Origin of the sequence: Vibrio amylolyticus, assembly GCF_023145695.1 — a bacterium.
GTDB lineage: Bacteria > Pseudomonadota > Gammaproteobacteria > Enterobacterales > Vibrionaceae > Vibrio > Vibrio amylolyticus.
The window spans coordinates 244,141-263,790 of record NZ_JAJHVV010000002.1; the positions used below are offsets into that span (position 1 = coordinate 244,141).

Consider the following 19,650-nt stretch of genomic DNA (forward strand, 5'->3'; position numbering starts at 1 on the left):
CGCATGGCTTTTTTTGTAACCTAGTAAAGTCAAATACACATGGAATATAGAATATGCTGATTGTTATCTCGCCGGCTAAGACGTTGGATTATGAGTCACCCTTACCAACAGAACAGTTCACACAGCCTGACTTTGTTGCCCACTCTAAAGAGCTTATTCAAGAGTGCAGAAAATTAACACCTGTCGACATTGCAGCGCTAATGAAGGTAAGTGACAAAATTGCAGGACTCAATGTGGCTAGATTTGAGCAATGGAGTGAGACGTTTACATTCGAAAACTCTCGACAGGCTCTGTTTGCGTTTAAAGGGGATGTTTATACTGGGCTTGACGCCACTTCCCTGTCTCAAGAGAGTTTGGACTATGCTCAAAGTCATCTAAGAATGTTATCGGGTTTGTACGGCCTACTTAAGCCGTTTGATCTTATGCAGCCTTATCGACTCGAGATGGGAACCAAGCTTGCGAACCCTCGTGGTGCCAATCTTTACCAATTTTGGGGGAACTTGATTACCGATAAGCTTAATGAGGCGATTAACGCTCAAGGCGATAATATTTTGGTTAATCTGGCTTCTAATGAGTACTTTAAAGCGGTGAAACCAAAGGCATTGGATGCAAAAGTCGTTACTCCGGTATTTAAAGACTGTAAGAATGGTCAGTATAAAGTGATCAGCTTCCATGCTAAGAAAGCTCGAGGGTTGATGGCTCGTTATATTATCGAAAACCAAGTAGAAAGCATTGAAGGCTTAACTGGGTTTGATAGTGCAGGCTATTATTTTGTCGAAGAAGAATCTTCCCCAAGTGAACTCGTTTTCAAACGAGATGAGCAATAGAGACTTTGACGCAAAAGACAGTGAAAAAATAGACTGATTCTATAAAAGTGGAAGGAGCGTAGAAATGTTGAGATGGTTAAAAGCATGGGTACAAAAGTACGACGCTTGGTGCCATTCTATGGGGTTAACGCCTGAGAATAAACGCAGCTGCGTTCCTTACCGAAAAGAGCCAAGTCGAGAGCAAGAAGTATCAAAGCATCCGACTGAACTTGGGTCATGATAAAGCGGCTTTTATGACAAGGTTATTTGATACTCATTGCCATTTTGATTTTGATGGGTTTAAAGACAACTTCCTTGATGAATTAGCTGCCGCTCAGTCTAAAGGGGTAGAGCGGTTTTTGATTCCATCGATCAATGAAAGTAATTGGCAACGGGTTCAGTCACTCTCTAATTTGCATGCCAATATTTATCATGCCTTTGGCTTTCATCCTTATTTTCTTAATGCTAGTGTCGATACCCAATTTGCGCATCTAATAGAGATCCTAGAAAGTCGCACTTCCCAATGTGTGGCGATAGGTGAGTGTGGGCTTGATTTTATGATTGATGTCGATCATCAACTTCAAGAACGAACGTTGGTCAAACAAATAGAGCTTGCCCAGCAATATCGGCTTCCCGTTATACTGCATTGTCGTAAAGCACATCATCGTTTGCTTCCTATTTTAAGGCGATACCCTTTACCTAAGGGGGGCGTGCTACATGGTTTTTCAGGAAGCTACCAGCAAGCCATGTCGTACATTGAATTAGGCTTCTATATTGGTGTTGGGGGGACGATTACATACCCAAGGGCGAATAAGACAAGGCAGGCTATTGCGAAATTACCATTAGACTTTCTGGTTATTGAAACGGATGCCCCAGATATGCCTATGTGCGGTTTTCAAGGGCAAAAAAATCACCCCAAAATGTTACCCAATGTCTTACTAGAACTAGCTTTGCTGAAAAAACAACCAGAGCAAACGATTGCGCAATCGTTGTGGCAAAACAGCCATTTGCTCTTCTCTATTTGTGAATAAAATCCAAAGAATATGTACGATAGATGAATGCTAAGCTTACTTTGTGTGAGCTGCGTCACACATGTGAGTGAATCAACTGTGTGTCTTAACAGAAAGTGTGAACGTGCCATTACTTTATCCTATTCGTGGTGCGTATAATTACTCCTGCTTTTTAGCTTCCACTTTGTTACACGCCAATAAATAACTAATAAGGAAATCATAAACTATGAGCCTGTTTATGAGTATCGTCGGGATGTTCGTTCTGCTTGGACTAGCAGTACTATTATCTGACAACCGCAAAGCGATCAACCTAAGAACTGTAGGTGGCGCATTCGCAATTCAATTTATTTTGGGTGCATTTATTCTTTACGTTCCTTGGGGACAAGAGCTGCTGAAAAGCTTCTCTGACGGAGTATCAAATGTAATCGCATACGGTAATCAGGGCACAGAATTTATTTTCGGTGGTCTAGTATCAAACAAGATGTTTGAATTATTCGGTGGCGGTGGCTTTGTCTTCGCATTCCGCGTACTTCCTACACTAATCTTCTTCTCTGCATTCATCTCTGTACTTTACTACATTGGCGTTATGCAATGGGTTATCAAGATTCTTGGTGGCGCACTGCAAAAAGCATTGGGTACTTCTCGTGCAGAATCAATGTCAGCAGCGGCTAACATTTTCGTAGGTCAAACAGAGGCGCCTCTAGTAGTTCGTCCTTTCGTACCTAAGATGACTAAGTCTGAGCTATTCGCTGTAATGTGTGGTGGCCTAGCTTCTATCGCTGGTGGTGTACTAGCAGCGTTTGCTGGTATGGGCGTTCCAATTGAATACCTAGTAGCGGCATCTTTCATGGCTGCTCCTGGTGGTCTATTGTTTGCAAAAATTATCATGCCTGAAACAGATACGCCTGATGATGAACTAGGTGATGACATCGATGGCGGCGCTGACAAGCCTGCTAACGTTATCGATGCAGCCGCTGGCGGTGCAGCAATGGGTCTACAACTGGCTCTAAACGTTGGTGCAATGCTATTAGCATTCATCGGTTTGATTGCTCTTGTAAACGGTATGCTTGGTGGTATCGGTGGTTGGGTCGGTATGCCTCACCTAACACTTGAACTGATTCTAGGTTGGATATTCTCTCCACTAGCATTCGTTATTGGTGTTCCATGGTCTGAAGCAACACTTGCAGGTTCTTTCATCGGTCAGAAGATCGTTGCAAACGAATTCGTAGCATACGTTGCATTCTCTCCATACCTAGCTGATAGCGCTGAAATCATTCTTTCTGATAAAACGAAAGCTATCATCTCATTCGCTCTATGTGGCTTCGCAAACCTTTCTTCTATTGCGATCCTACTAGGTGGCCTTGGTAGCCTAGCTCCAAGCCGTCGCCAAGAAATTGCTCGCATGGGTATGAAAGCTGTTGCCGCTGGTACACTTTCGAACCTAATGGCAGCAACAATTGCTGGTTTCTGTTTAAGCCTTGCGGCTCTTTAATAGAATTCGGTAATTAATATATAGACGCCTTAATACATCGCCCCGTAGCAAGAAATTGCTGCGGGGCTTTTTTCGTTTTTGGCGGTCAGGATTTGTTTTTCATCGCTCGATGACGGCTTAAAGTCGCTGAGATAGAAGTCAATAAACCTGAATTTAGGAAAGAGCGTAATATTTTTGAGATACAAACCGTTTGCGTTTTATGTGACGCTACAGTTTTGCGATGAATATCTATACTGTATAGATTAAGCAACAGCAATGCTGTTTGAGTGGTTAATGTCACTTGGCGGCAACATATCTCAAAACAGGCAAATGATTTGCCTACGCATGCACTCTGTTTTTTGATTCAAGTGATCACTGAATGTTGTGCCATGTACCATTTGGTACTGTGCGGTGACAAGGATAGCAATCAATACATGTTCGCTGTATGTATTGAGTCTTCAAGGAACCAAGTCCGTTCATTTAAGGCTACTGGGCTAATTATCGAGGTCACAACTAAAGATCTCATGCTCAGTGGTAAATGAATTGAAACTATTGATCGGAGATAGAAATGAGCGATTTAAAAGCAGCAGCACTACGCGCACTTAAATTAATGGATCTTACAACGCTAAACGATGATGACACTGATGAAAAAGTGATTGCACTTTGTCGCGATGCGAAAACAGCCGTTGGAAACACTGCTGCTATCTGTATTTACCCTCGATTCGTCCCTATCGCGAAGAAAACGCTTCGTGAACAAGGCACACCAGAGGTGCGTATTGCTACTGTGACCAACTTCCCTCACGGTAACGACGATGTTGCTATTGCGGTCGCTGAAACTAAAGCGGCTGTTGCTTATGGCGCAGATGAAGTGGATGTGGTTTTCCCATACCGCGCACTGATTGCTGGTAATGAAGAAGTTGGTTTTGAGCTAGTTAAGCAGTGTAAAGAAGCGTGTGGTGACATTCTTCTTAAAGTGATCATAGAAACGGGTGAACTGAAAGAAGAAGCGTTAATCAAAAAAGCCTCTCAAATCTGTATTGAAGCGGGTGCTGATTTTATTAAAACGTCGACGGGTAAAGTGCCAGTTAATGCAACACCTGAATACGCGCGTATGATGCTTGAAGTTATTCGTGACATGGGCGTTGCTAAAACAGTAGGTTTCAAACCTGCTGGTGGTGTTCGTACCGCTGAAGATGCGCAAGCATACCTAGGTATGGCGGATGAGCTACTTGGCGCTGAGTGGGCAGATAACATGCATTACCGCTTTGGTGCATCAAGCCTGCTAACTAACCTATTAAATACATTAGAAGTAACAGACGAGACAGCAGATCCAGCAGCGTACTAAACGTTACTGGCTTTGAACTGAAAATAATAAGTCTGATTCGTGGAGTGGCTAGGTCGAGTTGATCTAGTTAGCTCCATATACCTCTTTACCTTACTAACCATGCTTAATCGCCTGGGAGGCTCTAATGTCTTTATCTCAAACTTTCTTACCTCAAGAAATCATCCGCAAAAAGCGCGATAACGAAATTCTTACGAATGAAGAAATCAATTTCTTCATTCAAGGCATAGCAAAAAATACCGTATCTGAAGGCCAGATTGCCGCATTTGCAATGGCAATATTCTTTAATGAAATGACCATGCCAGAGCGAATTGCTCTCACGTGTGCGATGCGTGATTCAGGTATGGTGATCGACTGGGATTACATGAACTTTGATGGCCCAATTGTTGATAAACACTCGACGGGTGGTGTGGGCGATGTGACCTCATTAATGCTTGGTCCTATGGTGGCAGCATGTGGTGGATTTGTTCCAATGATCTCTGGTCGTGGCTTAGGTCACACTGGCGGTACTCTCGATAAGCTAGAGTCTATTCCTGGTTACAACATTACGCCAACTAATGATGTTTTTGGTCAAGTCACTAAAGAGGCTGGAGTGGCGATTATTGGTCAAACCGGAGATTTAGCGCCTGCAGATAAACGCGTATACGCGACTCGTGATATTACTGCTACCGTTGATAACATCTCATTAATTACCGCATCGATTCTGTCTAAGAAATTAGCGGCAGGTTTAGATTCACTTGTGATGGATGTGAAGGTCGGTTCTGGCGCCTTTATGCCAACGTATGAAGCATCAGAAGAGTTAGCGAAATCAATCGTTGCCGTCGCGAATGGGGCAGGCACAAAGACAACCGCCATCTTAACGGATATGAACCAAGTTCTGGCATCATCAGCAGGTAACGCTGTTGAAGTTCGTGAAGCGGTGCAGTTTCTAACAGGTGAGTATCGTAACCCTAGATTACTGAATATAACCCTAGCATCGTGTGCAGAAATGTTAGTGCTTGGCAATCTAGCGACTGACTCAGAAGATGCTCGCGCTAAGTTAATGGAAGTTTTGGATAACGGCAAAGCTGCGGAGTGTTTCGGAAAAATGGTGGCCGGTCTTGGTGGACCTGAAGATTTTGTACAAAACTATAATAACTACTTAGAAAAAGCAGAAATTATCAAACCGGTATACGCACTCGAAAGTGGCGTGGTATCTGCGATGGATACTCGTGCTATCGGTATGGCAGTGGTTGGCATGGGTGGTGGACGCCGTGTTGCAACTGACAGCATCGATTACGCAGTAGGTTTTGATAACTTCATTCGTCTAGGTGAGATGGCAACTAACGATAAACCGTTAGCCGTTATCCATGCACGTAATGAAGAGCAATGGCAAGAGGCCGCCACCGCACTACAAAGTGCGATTAGTGTGGGCGGAGATTATCAAGCGACTCCAGATGTTTATCGTCAGATTCGTGCTGAAGACGTGTAAAGTCTGTTGGAGAGAGAAATGAAAAGAGCAATTATTTTAGTATTAGATTCATTCGGTATTGGTGAAACGGCCGACGCCGATAAATTTGGTGATGTAGGCGCAGATACCATGGGCCACATTGCAGAGCAATGTAGCAAAGGTTTAGCGAATAATGCTAAACGTAGTGGACCTCTAAAGCTACCTAACTTATCAAAGCTAGGTTTTGCTATGGCGCATAAAGAATCTACAGGCCAGTTTGCTGCTGGTCTGGAAGAGAGCGTTGAAGTGATTGGTGCTTATGGTCATGCCGCTGAGCTTTCTTCAGGTAAAGACACTCCTTCAGGCCACTGGGAAATTGCAGGTGTTCCAGTTCTATTTGATTGGGGTTACTTTACCGACGAAGAGAACAGTTTCCCGAAAGAGTTGACTGATCGCATCCTAAAGCGTGCGGGTCTGTCTGGTTTTCTAGGTAACTGCCATGCGTCGGGTACACAAGTGCTTGATGATTTGGGTGAAGAGCACATGACATCAGGTCTTCCAATCTTTTATACATCGGGTGATTCAGTATTCCAGATTGCCTGTCATGAAGAGACATTCGGTCTAGATAATCTACTAGAACTATGCCAAATCGCTCGTGAAGAGTTGGGAGATTACAACATTGGCCGTGTTATCGCGCGTCCGTTTGTTGGCGCTAAAGCGGGGGAATTTGCTCGTACGGGTAACCGCCGTGATTTATCGGTAGAGCCACCATCAGCGACCGTGTTGCAAAAGCTAGTTGATGAAAAGGGTGGTCAAGTACACTCAATAGGTAAGATTTCAGATATCTATGCGGGCTGTGGTATTACCAAGAAAACCAAAGCGACAGGTATCCCTGATCTGTTTGAAGCAACTAAAGACGCGATTAAAGAAGCGGGTGACAACACGATTGTCTTCACTAACTTTGTCGACTTCGACTCAGCTTACGGACACCGTCGTGATGTTGCAGGATATGCAGCAGCGCTAGAGTATTTTGACGGTCGAGTAAATGAAGTGATTGAGTTGATGGAAGAAGATGACATCCTCATTCTTACTGCTGATCACGGTTGTGATCCAACGTGGCCAGGGAGCGATCATACTCGTGAACATATTCCTGTTATCGTATACGGACAAAATGTGCCAGCAGGTTCATTGGGTTTAAGAGAGTCGTTTGCTGATATTGGTCAAAGCTTGGCTTCGTACTTTGGCACTTCGCCAATGGACTACGGTAAAAACTTTTTGTAATGATGAATATTCAAGCCTAGTTTACTCTAGGCTTTCAACAAAGGATTAGACAATGGCAACTCCTCATATTAATGCTGAAAATGGTGCGTTTGCAGATGTTGTATTAATGCCTGGCGACCCGCTACGTGCTAAATACATTGCTGACACATTTCTAGATGATGCCGTTCAGGTTTGTGATGTTCGCAATATGTACGGCTACACAGGCACATACAAAGGTCGCAAAATCTCGGTCATGGGGCATGGTATGGGTATCCCATCATGTTCTATCTATGTGACTGAGCTTATCAAAGACTTTGGTGTTAAGAAGATTATCCGTGTAGGCAGTTGTGGCGCAGTGAGCGAAGACATCAAGCTTCGCGATGTTGTTATCGGAATGGGGGCGTGTACGGATTCGAAAGTAAACCGTATACGTTTCAAAGATCATGACTTTGCGGCAATTGCTGATTATAAGATGGTACGTAACGCTGAAGATGCAGCGAAAGCACGTGGCATTGACGTTAAAGTGGGTAACCTGTTTTCTGCTGAGCTTTTCTACACACCAGATCCTGAAATGTTCGATGTCATGGATAAGTATGGTATTGTGGGTGTTGAGATGGAAGCGGCAGGTATTTACGGCGTAGCGGCGGAATACGGCGCGAAAGCACTCGCAATATGTACTGTGTCTGACCATATTAAAACTGGCGAACAGACAACCTCTGATGAGCGTGCAACGACATTCAATGAGATGATGGAAATTGCATTGGATTCTGTTCTACTTGGTGACGAAGAGTAATATCAGTTACAACTGACGACTCTCCTCGCAATAAAAAACCTCAGTCTATACTGAGGTTTTTTGTTTCTAACGTCGATAAACTGTCGCTAGTGACCTTTGAGCAAGAGGTTCTCACCTTTATTCTTGCGTTTTTTACGAATCAATAACGGCATTAAAATTCCACCAATGAAGGCCATGAAAATCATGGTGTACATATAGCGATCACTTTTTCGGTAGTGGTGATCTGAAATAGCGGTCACGCGTCCGGTTTCAAACGTAATTCGTACAAAGCCAATGATAGTTGAGTCATGCATAATCGGTTCAACAAGCTGCTGACGGCCGATTCTTGCGGTTGATAACGGGGTATCTAGGCCAAGCACTTCTCTTGCGGTTAACGCGTCATCACTGGCAGCCAGCTTAACGCCTTCTGCATTATAAATGGTCGCATCAAAAGAGAGGTGACTGTGAGTAAGCTGATTCGCCAGTTTAAGTAGTTTCTCTTGATCTTGCTGTAGAACAGGTTCACTGGCCGATAGTGCAGCTTGTGAGATCAACATCTTGCTTAAGGTCTCTAGCTGATTATGTTGAATCTGCTCATTACCTTTACTTATTTTGACACTATTGACACCGATAACCGCAACCATAGCGAGTAGGGTCAGTACTGCTATGACTTTTAGTGCTATACGAAATGAAAACAAGGATTGATTCATAACATTCCTACACAGAATTATTTTGCTTTCAGTAATATTGAGACTTGCGTTTTCAAATTGCAATAGGGTAACGTTGTGGAGTTATTTCAAGGATTAAAAACATGGACACGTTAAAGACGCTTTCAATTAGAAAGCACACTGCACTATTAAATCGATTACCAGAAACTCGCTTGTCAAATCAGCACGATAAAGCGAAGGCTAATTGGATTGTATTTTCAACTCAGCTTTCCGCTCAATCTTTTGAAGAGATTGATGCTTATACTGGGCTCTATACACCTATCGTTGAAACTTGGAAAGTAGGTCACTATGAAGTGGCGTTGATGTCAGGGCAGTTGACTCAAGCACACCAAGATATTATCTGCGCGTTAGGGCTGGATTTTGCGGCACTTGATGAACTACCTGATCTCTCTAAGCCTGGTTTAATCGTGATGGACATGGACTCTACCGCGATTCAAATCGAGTGTATCGATGAGATAGCGAAACTAGCCGGTGTTGGGGAAGAAGTAGCTGAAGTGACAGAGCGCGCCATGCAGGGTGAGCTTGATTTTGAGCAGAGCCTTCGACTACGTGTAGGTAAACTCGCTGGGGCTGACGAATCTATATTGTCGACTGTTCGTAGCGAATTACCCTTTATGCCCGATCTAGAAGCGCTTGTTGCTACGTTGAATGCACTTGGTTGGAAAACGGCCATTGCATCGGGCGGATTCACCTACTTCTCAGATTATCTTAAAGAGCAATTGAATCTTCATCATGCACAATCTAATACGCTAGAAATCATTAACGGTAAGTTAACGGGCAAAGTATTAGGTGATGTTGTGTCGGCACAAACGAAAGCTGATATTTTATTTGAGCTTGCGGAAAAGTATGATATTGAACAGCACAATACGGTTGCGGTTGGTGATGGTGCGAATGACTTGGTGATGATGGACGCAGCTGGTTTAGGTATTGCGTACCATGCAAAACCAAAGGTCGAGCAGCAAGCACAAACAGCGATTCGCTTTTCTGGCTTAGGGGGAGTGTTATGCATTCTTTCAGCAGGGTTAGTAAAGCAGCAGAAGTTAAGTTGGCAATCTAGACCATCGATAGTTAACAATAGATAGTTAGCAATAGTTGGTTAACCACTCTTAACGAGGAGAGATCTCCTCGTTAAGATAAAATTTAGATTGATTACTGGGTCAATTCTAATCGAACCAGAACTTCGTCGGTAATATCGACAATCTCACCATAGCCCACAGTTGAGCCTATCTCTTTCTCTAAGCTTCGGGCTTGGTGCATACTAATTTGAGTCAACTCTTCAATATCAGCCTTGAGTAGATTGGTTAAAGGTTCGAATATTGGCGCTCCGGAGACTCTTAATACATAGAACTCCCCAACGCTCATCGCTTTCTTTATAAATATGAGCCGTTCTCGATTATTCTCAAATTCACTACTTAACTTGGTTTGCAGTGACTGAATTCTGTTCCCAAAAATAAGTGCGGAGATATAGACCTCATGGTATTGAGGCTCTGCGCCTTCTAGTCGTTTCATTGGTACAGAAAGAAGCGTATTCATTCTGCCTTTATAGATAGGCTCAAGTGAGAATTGTTTTTCGACTCCCAGTCTTGCCATTAAGACTAAATGAGGAGGGAGAGGGTAATTGATTCCAATAACTCTAGGAACAAGCGTTCCTTTGACCTTTTCAACAAAGACAGGGTTACTCACCATCTTATCCAACAAAATATCGTGCAGCCCTTCGAGTAACTCATTACTAGGCAGTAATTCTTTCTTTTGTGGTAGCTTTTTCTGGTTGTGCTTTATTAAGCGGTCAAAGAAGCCGATGGTTCGTAGGTTTTGCTGAGAGTCATCGATACTCATTTGAATTTGCTGATTATCAGCACCAACACGTATTACTTGATAAGGCACTTCACTCAGTGGGAGTGCTTTGTCGTAGAGCTGTAGCTCACGTAAATTGACTGTACAGAAATCATCCGCTTTGATAGCACTAGGTGTTTCAAGATGAATACTTAGCCCATGTTTTGAGAGATCAAGCGTATGACCTTGGTAACTTTCGCCTAACCGAGTAGTGAGTTCAATGGGAGATTTGAACTGATAACGTGGCTCTTTTCTACGTGATTTAGCATCAAAATAGATTGACGTTGGATTGCCAATAATCTGACGAGTATGACGAAAACGGTTTAACGTCTTGCTTGGTAGTTTGGGCTTTTCCGTAAAGAGGTAGTCAGCCGCTGAATCTGCGTCAGCTATCTCTTGGAGTATTCCGCAGTGCGACAATGCTGCCGTATCAATACCAAGTTCATTTGCATGTTGAGCGAGTTGCTGGCACTCAGGGCTCGATAGTTCAAAAATAGAAATTTTAAACGCTTTCCAACTTTTTCGTCGAGCGCCCACATGCCAAAATAGCTGCCGCTCTTCACGAGACGCCTCCGGCATCATCATCGAGAAAAACAGAGACTTACCTTCATGCTCGTGAGTAAATGAGTAGAGAGTGTTGCTGCTGCCACGAATCCCTGCTTTGGCGAGTAAAGAGATACGTTCTTGGTTAAATAAAGAGCCGAGTGCCTGCTGATTTCGTTCGTCTTGCCAGTAATTCCAAATTGGCCGGTTATTCTCGGTCATCAGTACTAGCTTGAGTTCACTGCCACTAAAAAATAGTGGTAAGTTACACGTATGCTTTAAGTAGGTGTGTTCATAACCACGGGTACGCGCTCTGATGATTTTATCTTGATTGTCATGACGCACTTTTTGTGAAGTACTCTGTAGCGACTCTTCAATTATCTGGTTAATAACATCCGATTCCGAAACTTTGAGAGCCCGGATGAACTTAACTGCATCATTCTCGTAACTGTCATCAATGCCCACTACTCTATAATTGAGCGGAAGCGTGATCTCTTCTATCTCTGATGACTTTCTTAGCTCGATAAATGAGACGCTAATCATTTCACCTAGCTTGTAGTTGATCGCCGCTGGGACTTTAAATTTTGCGCCTGATGGAGAGAGATCGATGCTGACGGCGTGAACCAGCTGCTGATTTTGTAGCGTGATCTCAACTTGAGAATAGACTTTTAGACGATTCTCTTGACGCTTTAGATCGTAGCCAAGTGTGATAGGCTCAACATGAAATGGGCTACTTTCAGCAGACAGTTCTTTTTGCGTTGCAATGCCGTTTTTCTTCATCACTCGGAAGTTATTTTTGGTATTGATTAACGCTTCCCACATCCCTTCAGTATACCCGTTAAACTTCTTGAAGTTTTTGTGGTAGGCATTAAAGGCGACATCATCAAGCCAGTGTTTCAAGCCATCAAGTTCGTATTCACGACATTCACCTTGTACTCGACCACGTAGATCAATGGGCTTCGTACACGGTGCCATGACTCTATTTAATTCCATCTTTATTAAGAGTTTAGCGGACGGTGGTTCGCCCTCTGTCATCTGTGACAAAAGGTAATCAAAGTCCTCCGAATGAAAGGCGGGGATAAGTCTCTCTGCGATAGATAGAATTTCAGATTGCTGCATAGTTTTCTGTTAGAGTAGTCCGTTACATTAACATCGGCAAAATCACCGTGATCTTTAGCCGTATGTTCATTTACCAAGTGACTGGGGATGTAATCCAGTACTCAATATGTCACACATTTATAATTAAATAAGAGCCAGTCATTCTGATAAGCGCTTATTAAACAGTTTAGTAGATCGAGGAAACATGGCTAAGGCAAAACGCGCATACGTTTGTAACGATTGTGGAGCGGATTTTCCCCGCTGGCAAGGGCAATGTAATGCTTGTGGGGCTTGGAACACGATAACCGAAGTTCGTTTGGCGGCATCACCTACCGTTGCGCGCAATGAGCGTTTAACGGGATATGCAGGTGGTATCAATGAATCTAAAGTTCAGGTTCTTTCTGATATTGATCTTCAAGAGGTTCCTCGGTTTAGTAGTGGTTTTAAGGAGCTCGATCGCGTGTTAGGTGGTGGCGTTGTGCCTGGAGCGGCCATTCTTATAGGTGGTAACCCTGGTGCGGGTAAATCAACGCTACTTCTGCAAACCATGTGCCTGCTCTCTGCTCAAATGCCAACGCTCTACGTAACGGGTGAGGAATCCTTACAACAAGTGGCCATGCGTGCATCGCGTTTAGGGCTTCCTAAAGAGCATTTAAAGATGCTTTCAGAAACTAACGTAGACAAAATCTGTCAGATCGCAGAAAAAGAACAGCCACGCATTATGGTCATTGATTCTATACAGGTTATGCACGTTGCTGACGTGCAATCCTCTCCTGGTAGTGTTGCTCAGGTAAGAGAATCCGCGACTATGCTGACACGATACGCTAAACAAAATAACGTTGCTGTCTTTATAGTGGGCCACGTTACCAAAGATGGCACCTTAGCTGGGCCTAAAGTGCTTGAGCATATTATCGACTGTTCAGTTCTGCTTGATGGCGGTACAGATAGCCGTTTTCGAACCATGCGTAGCCATAAAAACCGTTTTGGCGCGGTGAATGAGTTGGGTGTATTTGCCATGACGGGGCAGGGGCTTAAAGAAGTCAGTAACCCTTCTGCGATTTTCCTTTCTCGCGGAGAAGAAGAGACATCGGGCAGCTCGGTGATGGTTGTGTGGGAAGGAACACGCCCACTCTTGGTGGAAATTCAAGCCTTGGTCGATTACTCACAATTAGCCAACCCAAGACGTGTATCGGTAGGTTTAGACCAAAACCGTTTGTCTCTATTGTTGGCGGTATTACATAAACACGGCGGCTTACAAATGGCTGATCAAGATGTGTTTGTTAACGTTGTTGGTGGCGTTAAAGTCACAGAAACCAGTGCAGACTTAGCCTTGTTGATGGCATTACTCTCTAGCTTTAAAGACAGACCACTACCAAAAGATGTGGTGGTTTTTGGTGAAGTCGGGTTAGCAGGGGAGATTCGACCGGTGCCGAGTGGCCAAGAACGATTAATGGAAGCGTTTAAGCACGGATTTAAAAGAGCCATCGTTCCTGCGGCGAATATGCCTAAAAATGGCATTGAAGGTATGCAAATTCATGGTGTTAAAAAGCTATCGGATGCACTTGCTGCATTTGATGAGCTGTAAGGCAGAATCAATAATAAGGTTTGTAAATTTGTCCAAGCCAAAATAGACTACGCTCAATATGGCTGCTTAATAAGCACCAAAGGTAATAAAGGGCATTATTTTTGTCCTTATTATTGAACTTAACCGCGCAGTAGCCTATAAAAGTTTTTTATTATCTCATACACGCAAGGGTATCAGTCTTGACGGATTGTGGTATACTCTGCGCGCAATTTATATCCTATTAACAGAGTAAAACGATGACTGATTTATCAAAATACAGAAATATTGGTATTTTCGCGCACGTTGATGCGGGTAAAACCACTACAACTGAGCGTATCCTTAAACTTACTGGCCAGATTCACAAAACTGGTGAAGTTCATGATGGTGAATCTACTACCGACTTCATGGAACAGGAAGCCGAGCGCGGAATTACTATCCAATCAGCAGCAGTAAGCTGTTTTTGGAACGGTCACCGTCTAAACGTTATCGATACTCCTGGACACGTTGACTTCACAGTAGAAGTATACCGTTCACTGAAAGTACTTGATGGCGGTATCGGTGTATTCTGTGGTTCTGGTGGTGTTGAGCCTCAATCAGAAACTAACTGGCGTTACGCTAACGAATCAGAAGTATCTCGTCTGATCTTCGTTAACAAGTTAGACCGTATGGGTGCAGACTTCTACAACGTTGTTGACCAGGTTAAAAACGTTCTAGGTGCAAACCCTCTAGTAATGGTACTACCAATTGGTCGTGAAGATGACTTCGTTGGTGTTGTAGACCTACTAAGCAGAAAAGCATACGTTTGGGATGACACTGGTCTTCCTGAAAACTACGAAATCTTAGATGTTCCTGCGGACATGGTAGATGACGTTGAGCAATACCGTGAAGAGCTAATCGAAACTGCTGTAGAGCAAGACGATGACCTAATGGAAGCTTACATGGAAGGTGAAGAGCCTTCGATCGAAGACCTTAAGCGTTGTATCCGTAAAGGTACTCGTGACCTAGCATTCTTCCCAACATATTGTGGTTCAGCATTTAAGAACAAGGGCGTACAAATCGTTCTTGACGCTGTTGTAGATTACCTACCAGCTCCAACTGAAGTTGATCCTCAACCACTAATGAATGAAGAAGGCGAAGAAACTGGCGAGCACGCTATCGTTTCTGCTGACGAAACATTCAAAGCGCTAGCATTCAAAATTATGGATGATCGCTTCGGTGCTCTAACTTTCGTTCGTATTTACTCTGGTAAATTGAACAAAGGCGACACTATCTTGAACTCATTCACTGGTAAAACAGAGCGTGTTGGCCGTATGGTTGAGATGCAAGCTGATGACCGTAACGAACTAACTAGCGCACAAGCTGGTGACATCATTGCGATCGTTGGTATGAAGAATGTTCAAACAGGTCACACTCTATGTGATCCTAAGCACCAAGTAACGCTTGAGCCAATGGTATTCCCAACTCCAGTAATCTCTATCGCTGTATCTCCAAAAGATAAAGGCGGTTCTGAGAAAATGGGTATTGCTATCGGTAAAATGGTTGCAGAAGATCCATCTTTCCAAGTTGAAACTGACGAAGAAACTGGCGAAACTATCCTGAAAGGCATGGGTGAACTCCACCTAGACATCAAGGTAGATATCCTTAAGCGTACATACGGCGTTGACCTAACAGTAGGTGCTCCTCAAGTTGCATACCGTGAAACTATCACTAAAGCAATTGAAGATAGCTACACGCATAAGAAACAGTCTGGTGGTTCTGGTCAATTCGGTAAGATCGATTACCGTATCAAGCCTGGCGAACCTGGTTCTGGTTTCTCATTCAAGTCAATTGTTGTGGGCGGTAACGTTCCTAAAGAATTCTGGCCTGCAGTTGAGAAAGGTTTCGGCGGCATGATGGAAAACGGTGTTCTTGCTGGTTTCCCAACTCTAGATGTTGAAGTAGAGCTATTCGATGGTGGCTTCCACGCAGTCGATTCATCTGCAATCGCATTTGAAATCGCAGCGAAAGGTGCATTCCGTCAATCTATGCCTAAAGCTGGCGCACAACTTCTTGAGCCAATCATGAACGTTGACGTATTTACTCCAGACGATCACGTTGGTGATGTTATCGGTGACCTTAACCGTCGTCGTGGCATGATCAAAGATCAACAAGCTGGCGTAACGGGTGTTCGTATTAAAGCTGACGTACCTCTTTCTGAGATGTTCGGCTACATCGGTCACCTACGTACTATTACTTCAGGCCGTGGTCAATTCTCTATGGAATTCCTACAATACTCGCCTTGTCCAGCAAACGTTGCTGAAGAAGTAATCGCTAAAGTTAAAGAAGAAAACGCTAAGAAATAATCGTTTTTAATCTCTAACTTAAAAGCCCCACTAGTGAAAGCTAGTGGGGCTTTTTGTTTTCTAATAACGAGTGACTCTATAAAGGGGTTCTTCGTACCCTTGATATTGCCTAGCGTTTTAAGTCTATATAGATCTGTTCAACTTTAGTTCTCGCCCAGTCCGTTTTTCGCAGAAACTTAAGACTTGATTTAATGCTAGGATCGCTTTTAAAGCAGTTAATATTAACCATACGGCTTAACTCTTCCCAACCATAATGCTCGACAAGTTCCGTCAGTAGCTTTTGTAGAGTAATTCCGTGTAGAGGGTTATTTTCTTGTGTCATATGTTCTCAGTGTTAGTTTAGACGTACTTAATAAGCAATAGTATAACAACTCTTGGCTATTTCGACCTTTTCCATTTCAGTGCGTAGTCACTCTCTTTGATGTCTAAGTCGCTTTTCCCACGAGGAGAGAAAAGATCAGCTTGTTGCTTCATCCACTTTTCAAATAAGACGATCTTCTCACGACGAAAATACCCAGAAGGTGCACATAAATAATAGCTATAGCGAGGCTTGAGGGCGATATTACTGATGCGAACCAGTTTTCCTTCTTCAAGGTAACGCAGTGCAAGGCTATGCTTCACTAAGGCAACGCCCTGAACCGCTAAAGCCCCTTCAAGTACAAAGTGAGAACCGTCATACTGCAAGGTAGAGTGTCCTGCTTTTGCTCCAACAGTACCTAACCACAATTGCCAATCCATATCTGGCCATCTATCCTCGATGAGCTCTGCTCTATGCAGATCCTTCACGTCGAAAATACCGTGCTTCTCTTGGTAGATTGGGTGACAGACTGGGTAGATAACATCATCCATTAACCAACGACTCTCTATATTCGGATAGTTTCCTTCACCGTAGCGAATGCAAATATCAACACCGGAATCTTGAAATGAAACGAGTTGATTGGTGGGTTCTATTAACATGGAAAGTTCAGGATGCAGCTCCTTAAATTCTCCTAGGCGTGGTACTAACCAATGTTGAGCAAACGAGGGAAGGGTTGAAATAGAAAGCTGAGTAGGGTTTGGATCTTGGTTTATCTGCCGAATACCATCTTGAAGGTGAGCGAAGCCTTTTTTCGCTTGTTGGTAGAGCACCTCCCCTTCATGGGTTAATACCACTTTCCGGTGTTGACGTATGAAGAGATCGGTTCCGACCCAATCTTCAAGTAGCCGAATTTGCTGGCTGATCGCAGCAGCAGTAACAAAAAGCTGTTTTGCTGCTGCCTTAAAGCTACCCACTTCTGCGGCGGTATAAAAGTAGTAGATTCCTTGAAATGGAGGCATTCGTTCTTTCACATTAGTTTTCCTTAACTCAATGCTAATTTCTATCGTTTGTTTGTCTAACCATAATGGTTGATTATTAACCTTGTCAACAAAGTTAATCAAGGGAGAACAAGCGCTATGAATACTTCAGTCATGAACAGAACAATCACAACAAGCCAACCCTCAGTTAATTTAATTAAGGCATTCTTTTCTTTAATTAAGAGATGGTCACAAAGATCACGCTCTCGAAAACAGTTGGCAGAGTTATCTCCGCATATGCTAGCGGATATTGGTTTAAACCGAGAGCAGGCAAATTTTGAAAGTAATCGTCGATTTTGGAACTAGGTATTTAAGAGAGTAGTGAAGTGCTCTGCATAATTAATTTGCTAACCTTCCTGTCTAGCAAGCCCTCAGCGCAATGTGTTTGCGCTGAGGTTTTTTATTAATAAATGATAAATTTTGTGGTTTCTACTCTTCCCAAATCACCAGTTTATCCTTTGGCCAATCAGCACCTAACTCATGATATTTTTGCTCTAGGATATGACGTTTAATTTTAAGCGTTGGTGTTAGTACGTTATTTTCGATGCTCCATGGTTCCTTAACCATGAGTACGCCTTTGATTTTTTCATGAGAGCCAAGTTGAGCGTTCATTTTTTCAATTACGCGCTCTGTTGTCCGTTCATAACGCTTTCTATCAAAGTTAGGAAAGTCATGCGGGACGACAAGTAAAATTGGCCCTGGAAGACCAAGCCCAATAAGACACATCATTTCTACGCGGCTGTATTCAAACAGTTTTTTCTCGATAGGAACCGGGGCGACGAACTTACCTTTCGCCGTTTTAAAGGTGTCTTTTTTACGGCCTTGTATAGAAAGATACCCCTCAGGGTCGATTGAGCCGATATCACCAGTATGAAGCCAGCCTTCATCATCAAATGACTCTTTTGTTGCAATATCATTTTTATAGTAGCCAGAAAACATCCCTTTACCGCGAACCATGATTTCGCTGTCTTGAGCGATTTTAAGTTCGATTCCCGGCCCTGCATCACCCACGGTGCCAATTTTATCGGCTCTAAATGGGTAATTAATGGTGCTATAAGCAAACGATTCGGTCATTCCCCATGCTTCAGTAATATTGAGCCCGACGCTTCGGTACCATTCGAGAAGTGCGGCAGAAACAGGTGCCGAACCACAGCCTAAGACTCGGGCTTGATCTAAACCCAGACCATCGGCCAGTTTCTTCTTAATCAGGCTATTAACAAATGGGATCTTCAGCAGTAAGTTTAGTTTCTTCGGTGGTAATTTATCTTGAATACGCTGTTGGAAAAGCGTCCAGAGTCTAGGTACAGAGATAAATAGCGTCGGTCGCTGCATTTTTACATCTTCAATAAAAGTATCTAAAGATTCAGGGAATGCTGTTTGAACGCCGCCAGATATTGAGCAACCAAAAATGTAGACTCTTTCTGTAATGTGAGCAAGAGGCAGATAGGAAAACAGTCTGTCATCATCTCGAATGCCAATATGATTCACGAGCTGTTGAACTGACCAGTTAAAGGCACCATAGGTTAGCATTGCCCCTTTTGGTTGGCCTGATGTACCAGAGGTATAAACCAAAGACATGAGTTTATCGTCACAATGCTCAGGGCGGAAAGTTGAAGGTTCTGTATCGCGAATAAGATCTTCAAATTGATATTGGCAATTTGGAGCGCTGTCATAAGGGAGCGCAATGCTAATAATATCTGGCTGATTAGAAAGAACCTGTTGAGTGGCTTTCGAATCATCTAATTTACCTGCAATGATAAATTTGCTTTCACTATGCGTCGCGCAGTATTCGATGGTCTCAGCGCCCGCGGTTGGAAAAATAGGAACGCTAACAAAGTCGCCAAGCATCATGGCTAAATCACAGATGAACCATTCGGCACAGTTTTTAGAAACAAGTGCGACTTTATCACCGGGAGTTGCCCCAAGCTTGTTTAATGCGCTAACAAGTCGCAGCGCTTTATCTGCGACCTCTGCATAGGTAAATTCAACAAACTCTCGATTGATAATTTGCTTCAGGTAAATCTCATTGGGGCGCTCTTGAGCCCACTTTAAGATGAGTTCATTTGGTGGGGGAAGAGTGCAGGTTGGTTTTGTCATTTGATTAGGCTGAATCATTC

General features: G+C 43.4%; 17 protein-coding genes. 12 read left to right on the top strand and 5 right to left on the bottom strand.

Going from position 1 to position 19,650, the window contains the following annotated elements:
- The first annotated feature begins 53 nt into the window (after window positions 1-53).
- From yaaA to deoD, 8 genes are all read left to right on the top strand, one after another.
- Entirely contained in the window at window positions 54-827 is a 774-nt protein-coding gene (yaaA, locus tag KP803_RS04030; RefSeq protein WP_248007548.1) for a peroxide stress protein YaaA, read from the top strand.
- Window positions 828-891: 64 nt separating this feature from the next.
- A complete protein-coding gene (locus KP803_RS04035; protein ID WP_248007549.1) occupies window positions 892-1,047 on the top strand; it encodes a DUF5363 family protein in 156 nt (51 codons plus the stop codon).
- A 13-nt stretch (window positions 1,048-1,060) separates the two neighbouring features.
- On the top strand, window positions 1,061-1,837 hold the full coding sequence (locus KP803_RS04040) for a TatD family hydrolase (RefSeq protein WP_248007550.1): 777 nt from the start codon (window positions 1,061-1,063) through the stop codon (window positions 1,835-1,837).
- 205 nt (window positions 1,838-2,042) lie between these two features.
- Window positions 2,043-3,308 (top strand): NupC/NupG family nucleoside CNT transporter, encoded by a 1,266-nt coding sequence (locus tag KP803_RS04045; RefSeq protein ID WP_248007551.1) that lies wholly within the window; start codon window positions 2,043-2,045, stop codon window positions 3,306-3,308.
- 547 nt (window positions 3,309-3,855) lie between these two features.
- On the top strand, window positions 3,856-4,632 hold the full coding sequence (gene deoC / locus KP803_RS04050) for a deoxyribose-phosphate aldolase (RefSeq protein ID WP_248007552.1): 777 nt from the start codon (window positions 3,856-3,858) through the stop codon (window positions 4,630-4,632).
- Window positions 4,633-4,756: 124 nt separating this feature from the next.
- Window positions 4,757-6,100, top strand: a complete 1,344-nt coding sequence (gene deoA / locus KP803_RS04055; RefSeq protein ID WP_248007553.1) for a thymidine phosphorylase — start codon at window positions 4,757-4,759, stop codon at window positions 6,098-6,100.
- Between the two features lie 18 nt (window positions 6,101-6,118).
- On the top strand, window positions 6,119-7,339 hold the full coding sequence (locus KP803_RS04060; RefSeq protein ID WP_248007554.1) for a phosphopentomutase: 1,221 nt from the start codon (window positions 6,119-6,121) through the stop codon (window positions 7,337-7,339).
- A gap of 52 nt (window positions 7,340-7,391) precedes the next feature.
- Entirely contained in the window at window positions 7,392-8,111 is a 720-nt protein-coding gene (gene deoD / locus KP803_RS04065) for a purine-nucleoside phosphorylase (protein ID WP_248007555.1), read from the top strand.
- A gap of 86 nt (window positions 8,112-8,197) precedes the next feature.
- Here deoD and KP803_RS04070 read toward each other — a convergent pair whose 3' ends face one another.
- Window positions 8,198-8,800, bottom strand: a complete 603-nt coding sequence (locus tag KP803_RS04070) for a YtjB family periplasmic protein (RefSeq protein WP_248007556.1) — start codon at window positions 8,798-8,800, stop codon at window positions 8,198-8,200.
- Between the two features lie 101 nt (window positions 8,801-8,901).
- On the opposite strand from KP803_RS04070, the gene serB reads away from it, so the two are divergent.
- Window positions 8,902-9,900: a phosphoserine phosphatase gene (serB, locus tag KP803_RS04075; protein ID WP_248007557.1), complete on the top strand. Its 999-nt coding sequence runs from the start codon at window positions 8,902-8,904 to the stop codon at window positions 9,898-9,900.
- Window positions 9,901-9,967: 67 nt separating this feature from the next.
- On the opposite strand, the gene KP803_RS04080 is transcribed toward serB, so the two are convergent.
- On the bottom strand, window positions 9,968-12,313 hold the full coding sequence (locus KP803_RS04080) for a PilZ domain-containing protein (RefSeq protein WP_248007558.1): 2,346 nt from the start codon (window positions 12,311-12,313) through the stop codon (window positions 9,968-9,970).
- Between the two features lie 184 nt (window positions 12,314-12,497).
- On the opposite strand from KP803_RS04080, the gene radA reads away from it, so the two are divergent.
- Both radA and fusA read left to right on the top strand, forming a co-directional pair.
- A complete protein-coding gene (gene radA, locus KP803_RS04085; protein ID WP_248007559.1) occupies window positions 12,498-13,877 on the top strand; it encodes a DNA repair protein RadA in 1,380 nt (459 codons plus the stop codon).
- A gap of 236 nt (window positions 13,878-14,113) precedes the next feature.
- Window positions 14,114-16,198: an elongation factor G gene (gene fusA / locus KP803_RS04090; protein WP_248007560.1), complete on the top strand. Its 2,085-nt coding sequence runs from the start codon at window positions 14,114-14,116 to the stop codon at window positions 16,196-16,198.
- A 109-nt stretch (window positions 16,199-16,307) separates the two neighbouring features.
- Here fusA and KP803_RS04095 read toward each other — a convergent pair whose 3' ends face one another.
- On the bottom strand, window positions 16,308-16,520 hold the full coding sequence (locus KP803_RS04095; RefSeq protein ID WP_248007561.1) for a VF530 family protein: 213 nt from the start codon (window positions 16,518-16,520) through the stop codon (window positions 16,308-16,310).
- A 56-nt stretch (window positions 16,521-16,576) separates the two neighbouring features.
- Window positions 16,577-17,527, bottom strand: a complete 951-nt coding sequence (locus KP803_RS04100; RefSeq protein WP_248007562.1) for a LysR substrate-binding domain-containing protein — start codon at window positions 17,525-17,527, stop codon at window positions 16,577-16,579.
- Window positions 17,528-17,647: 120 nt separating this feature from the next.
- On the opposite strand from KP803_RS04100, the gene KP803_RS04105 reads away from it, so the two are divergent.
- The gene (locus KP803_RS04105; protein ID WP_248007762.1) at window positions 17,648-17,839 is read left to right on the top strand and encodes a DUF1127 domain-containing protein; all 192 of its coding nucleotides are present in this window, start codon (window positions 17,648-17,650) and stop codon (window positions 17,837-17,839) included.
- A gap of 123 nt (window positions 17,840-17,962) precedes the next feature.
- Here the strand turns inward: KP803_RS04105 and KP803_RS04110 are convergent, their stop codons facing one another.
- On the bottom strand, window positions 17,963-19,648 hold the full coding sequence (locus KP803_RS04110; protein ID WP_248007563.1) for an AMP-binding protein: 1,686 nt from the start codon (window positions 19,646-19,648) through the stop codon (window positions 17,963-17,965).
- Window positions 19,649-19,650 lie beyond the last annotated feature (2 nt).

Bases quoted from the DNA above. Each gene is read 5' to 3' on its own strand.
- yaaA (WP_248007548.1), top strand. From the start codon at position 54: ATGCTGATTGTTATCTCGCCGGCTAAGACGTTGGATTATGAGTCACCC.
- KP803_RS04035 (WP_248007549.1), top strand. From the start codon at position 892: ATGTTGAGATGGTTAAAAGCATGGGTACAAAAGTACGACGCTTGGTGC.
- KP803_RS04040 (WP_248007550.1), top strand. From the start codon at position 1,061: ATGACAAGGTTATTTGATACTCATTGCCATTTTGATTTTGATGGGTTT.
- KP803_RS04045 (WP_248007551.1), top strand. From the start codon at position 2,043: ATGAGCCTGTTTATGAGTATCGTCGGGATGTTCGTTCTGCTTGGACTA.
- deoC (WP_248007552.1), top strand. From the start codon at position 3,856: ATGAGCGATTTAAAAGCAGCAGCACTACGCGCACTTAAATTAATGGAT.
- deoA (WP_248007553.1), top strand. From the start codon at position 4,757: ATGTCTTTATCTCAAACTTTCTTACCTCAAGAAATCATCCGCAAAAAG.
- KP803_RS04060 (WP_248007554.1), top strand. From the start codon at position 6,119: ATGAAAAGAGCAATTATTTTAGTATTAGATTCATTCGGTATTGGTGAA.
- deoD (WP_248007555.1), top strand. From the start codon at position 7,392: ATGGCAACTCCTCATATTAATGCTGAAAATGGTGCGTTTGCAGATGTT.
- KP803_RS04070 (WP_248007556.1), bottom strand. From the start codon at position 8,800: ATGAATCAATCCTTGTTTTCATTTCGTATAGCACTAAAAGTCATAGCA.
- serB (WP_248007557.1), top strand. From the start codon at position 8,902: ATGGACACGTTAAAGACGCTTTCAATTAGAAAGCACACTGCACTATTA.
- KP803_RS04080 (WP_248007558.1), bottom strand. From the start codon at position 12,313: ATGCAGCAATCTGAAATTCTATCTATCGCAGAGAGACTTATCCCCGCC.
- radA (WP_248007559.1), top strand. From the start codon at position 12,498: ATGGCTAAGGCAAAACGCGCATACGTTTGTAACGATTGTGGAGCGGAT.
- fusA (WP_248007560.1), top strand. From the start codon at position 14,114: ATGACTGATTTATCAAAATACAGAAATATTGGTATTTTCGCGCACGTT.
- KP803_RS04095 (WP_248007561.1), bottom strand. From the start codon at position 16,520: ATGACACAAGAAAATAACCCTCTACACGGAATTACTCTACAAAAGCTA.
- KP803_RS04105 (WP_248007762.1), top strand. From the start codon at position 17,648: ATGAACAGAACAATCACAACAAGCCAACCCTCAGTTAATTTAATTAAG.
- KP803_RS04110 (WP_248007563.1), bottom strand. From the start codon at position 19,648: ATGATTCAGCCTAATCAAATGACAAAACCAACCTGCACTCTTCCCCCA.